This is a genomic window from Bartonella sp. TT110JLCBS, from assembly GCF_042193405.1.
Taxonomy (GTDB): domain Bacteria; phylum Pseudomonadota; class Alphaproteobacteria; order Rhizobiales; family Rhizobiaceae; genus Bartonella.
This window is the reverse complement of record NZ_JBHILT010000058.1, coordinates 1-3707: the sequence shown is the minus strand read 5'-3', so window position 1 is coordinate 3707 and position 3707 is coordinate 1. Positions and strand designations below refer to the sequence as shown.

6 protein-coding genes are annotated in these 3707 nt (G+C 40.7%); 2 read left to right on the top strand and 4 right to left on the bottom strand.

What is annotated here, in order from left to right; genetic code table 11:
* The first annotated feature begins 132 nt into the window (after positions 1 to 132).
* Complete coding sequence (locus ACFILW_RS09130; RefSeq protein WP_375624281.1) at positions 133 to 441, top strand: type II toxin-antitoxin system RelE/ParE family toxin; 309 nt, start codon at positions 133 to 135, stop codon at positions 439 to 441.
* Positions 422 to 706, top strand: a complete 285-nt coding sequence (locus ACFILW_RS09125) for an addiction module antidote protein (protein ID WP_375621740.1) — start codon at positions 422 to 424, stop codon at positions 704 to 706. The genes ACFILW_RS09130 and ACFILW_RS09125 overlap by 20 nt, the downstream gene beginning before the upstream one ends.
* Positions 707 to 741: 35 nt before the next feature.
* On the opposite strand, the gene ACFILW_RS09120 is transcribed toward ACFILW_RS09125, so the two are convergent.
* From ACFILW_RS09120 to ACFILW_RS09105, 4 genes are all read right to left on the bottom strand, one after another.
* Positions 742 to 1122, bottom strand: a complete 381-nt coding sequence (locus tag ACFILW_RS09120) for a hypothetical protein (protein ID WP_375685628.1) — start codon at positions 1120 to 1122, stop codon at positions 742 to 744.
* A gap of 11 nt (positions 1123 to 1133) precedes the next feature.
* On the bottom strand, positions 1134 to 1514 hold the full coding sequence (locus ACFILW_RS09115; protein WP_375627176.1) for a hypothetical protein: 381 nt from the start codon (positions 1512 to 1514) through the stop codon (positions 1134 to 1136).
* 20 nt (positions 1515 to 1534) lie between these two features.
* Positions 1535 to 2662 (bottom strand): N4-gp56 family major capsid protein, encoded by a 1128-nt coding sequence (locus tag ACFILW_RS09110; protein WP_375646675.1) that lies wholly within the window; start codon positions 2660 to 2662, stop codon positions 1535 to 1537.
* A gap of 91 nt (positions 2663 to 2753) precedes the next feature.
* Positions 2754 to 3653, bottom strand: a complete 900-nt coding sequence (locus ACFILW_RS09105; RefSeq protein WP_375685626.1) for a hypothetical protein — start codon at positions 3651 to 3653, stop codon at positions 2754 to 2756.
* Positions 3654 to 3707: the final 54 nt, after the last annotated feature.

Here is a 3707-nt window from a genome sequence, read left to right as displayed (position 1 = left end):
GACGATAAACATCTCGCTTTACTGGTATCGGTCCTCCGGTCTTAACCCGAATATAATGACGTGTCATCAAAATACCTTTCAGTAAAAATTATTACTATTGATATTATATAGTTTGTGTAGTATAGTACTCAAATGGTATTCATTCATAAAACGATAGAATTTGATACTTGGCTTAAGAAACTTAAAGATAAAAGCGTTAAGGCTATTATTCTTCAACGTATTGTCCGCTTAAAACAGGGTCTTTTCGGTGATGTTAAATTCTTTAATGGCATAGGTGAATTACGTATCCATTATGGTGCTGGTTACCGAATTTATTTTACCCAAAAAGGCTCTGATTTTATCCTTTTGTTATGTGGTGGAGATAAATCAACGCAGAAAAAAGATATTGAACAAGCATTAAAGTTAAAAGAGGAGTACAGTGATGAAAATAACCCCCTTTAAACCAGAAGAATATCTTGAAGACATTGAGGTACAACAAGCATTTCTTAATGAAGCCTTTAAAACCGGTGATGCCTCTCATATAGCAGATGCCCTTGGTATTGTTGCACGTGCTCAAAATATGAGTGCCTTAGCAAAAGAAACCAATCGCGAACGCAGTGGATTATACCGCTCTTTAAGTAAGACTGGTGACCCTAAACTTTCTACCTTAGTCGCTGTCTTATCGGCCCTTAATTTGCAACTCTCTGTACAGTCTTCTACTTCATAAACTGAGAGGGAGTTAATAAATCTCTCCCCTCAATTTCAGTGATTGGTTACAAATTCAACGACTATACTTGCTTGACCAGCTTGTACTGTCTTATCAGCTTTAGCATAGAGAGTGACCTCTTTATCATAAGGGACAAATTCCTTCTGATTGGTGGGCTTAACCTCTTTTACTGCCTGTTGTTTGATTTCTACTTCACCAAACTCAGTCCCTCCAGCAGTGCTGCCTATTTTTACCTTCGCTTCTGAAAATGCCGTCTTAACAAACACTTTAATTGAAGTAATCAAAGCACCACGAGGTAGCGTACCTATTCTCATAGCGTTTTCTTTATCTTCATAGCTAAAATTAAGCCGCAAAAAGCTTACCTGCTGGGTATGAAGATTTCTCCCTTGCAAGGGCTGTGGTAAATAATCTGCCATGTCTTATCCCCTCAATGATTTGTCACGAATTGCACAACCACAATACATTCACCAGCCGCAGTTGTTTTATCCCGTGTTGCATAAAGGGTCATCTCCTTATCATCTGCAACAAAAGACTTTTGATCTGTTGGCGTAAAATCTTGCGTGCCTTGGGCTTTGATGTCTTTTTCACTGAACTCATTGCCGCCATAGGTGCTGCCTATCTTTAATTTTGCCTCAGAAAACGCGGTCTTGACAAAAGCTTTAATCGAAGTGATCAAAGCGCCACGAGGCAAAATTCCGATTTTTTCCGTAAGATGCTTATCTTTATGCGAGATATTCAAACGTAAGAAACTCACCTGTTGGGTGTGAAGATTTCTTCCCTGTAATGGAGGTGGTAATTGATCTGCCATGTCTTGTTTCCTCCCTATGATTAATTATCAGGTTCACCACTATAGGTGGGGATAACAATCGTTCCAAAATCTTGCGCTGCTTGAGAGCTATTTGGAAATTTGAAACGGGTTTTCTTCATGCCAATCAGTGTTTTCGCAGACAAACCATAGTAACGTTGATAGTCGAAATGCTCTTCCACCAATTTATAGCGATTGACATTGCGATTATTTCCAAAAGCCATAACGATACTTTGTGCTCCAAGAAAAACAGCACGACGCACACTTTTTTTCGCTGTATGATCGGTAGATTTAACCCCATGGGTGACATGTTCAGATTCACGTAAAATCACACCATTATACATGCCTAAAGAACCATCAAAGATTGGGTTTTTCGCACGAGAGCCTGTGTAAGCAGCTTTCTGAATATCAAGCCACTGACCAGTCTCTGTATTGGTACGCAATTGCATCACTTGTGTTGGATGCAAATAGAGAACATAAACACTCTCCCCATTCACACGTACTGGTCGAATTTTGGGATTAGCAAGTTTCGCCATTTTTACAGCTTCGTCAATAAGCTTTAAACTAAAGCTGTGTTTTGGCGCTTCACTTAGCTCTTCATCCTTGGTTTTACCATCTGGACGGATAATTCGCTTACTACTTGGTGCAAGAGGTTCATTAAATCCATAATGCACATTCTCGATATCTATCATCCGATCTTCAAAAGAGATTGTCCTTGCTGTATATCCGCAAGCTTGAATGAAAAACATCAAGCTTAAGCGATCTGCATACCAATCAACTAAGCCATCTTTTGCTTCGTCGCGCAAATCAAACGTTGTACGTTGTTGCGCTATACTACCTTCATTTTCTACACGAACTGCATGCGAAAGTTCGTCAATATATAGTCTGTCATGAAGGAATTGTAATGCCTCTTCATTCCCCTCAAGCGTCTGTCCTGAGGTAACACCCCGTCCCAAAAGCTGTGTACGTAAGCTAAATGTAACACAATCCCCTCTGCCTTTCTGTGTTTCGGTTTTAAGTTGAATAATGCTGTTTGAACCCTTGCCTATAAGGGGGGCAATAGGTATCGCCTTTGAAACTTCTGTATTTAATAATTTTGACCACGTGCTTATCGCATGAGGATCATCTGCTCTAACTGTTGTTAATGCCATTGATTTTACCTTTCTTTGCTGTAAAAAAACCGGCTTAAAAGCCGGACCATAACCCTGCATAAAACAGACTAATTTCTATAAAAATGCACTCTTAATACCCGTTACCAGCACCATGCAATTGCCGAAAAATTGCTTTATTTTTCGGATTTGATATCCAAGCGTCAAATTCTTCTTCTGACATCCCATCAATGCTTGCTAAAGTGATTGGTCCAACACTGCCCCCTCCTCCAGATGCTGTTAAGGTTCTCGCAGAATTCTGCCGGCTTTGAAGTTCTGCTACTTGATTATTCGCTTGAACCCCTTGGTTCTGATAGCCAAGGTTTTGCGCTATCCTATAAAGCTCTTCTGCTGGATTACCCCCCTTTTGGGCGCAAGTCGCTACAATCGTACGCAATTCATCCCCTATAATCGCATCTATCGTGCTCCGTTGCGCATAAGTCGGATAAACAGATGACCAAGCACTTAATTGCTTTGCACGCGTCTCATAAAGATAATCCGCCGCCGCATCAAAATCACTGTATTTATCTTTAATTGATGTAACAGAACTTTCTAAAAACTGGTTCAAATGATCATTAAATTCGTGGGATTCAATGGCTTGCCTTTGAACATCCTGTTGTGCCCTAATATACGCATCTTGCTTTTGAATCTTATCTAACATCCACGTTAATACGCTAATTGGGTCCTCACGTAGGTCTGGGGGCGCACCTTCTCCTTCAACCATTGGTGGCTGGGCTTGAGATTCATAAAACTTGACAAGCGCTTCACGGGCTTGTTGAGCTTGTTGTTCTGCACGTTGCCGATCTATAGGAACGATTTCTGAAGGCTTTTCAACGGGCTCTGCAACCGGTTCTGGAGGTGTCGCATCATTATTCTCAACCGTCTCGACCTCATAATCGTTCTCAAAAGAGCTCTCATCATCAAATACCGGTGCTCCAACTCTGTAATCTTCATTCATAGCTTCATTCATAGCTTCGTTCATTTCTGCATTCATTCTCTAACCTCTCTCAAATGCTTCTTCCTCTGTATGTTGCCGCTCTTTCACGCA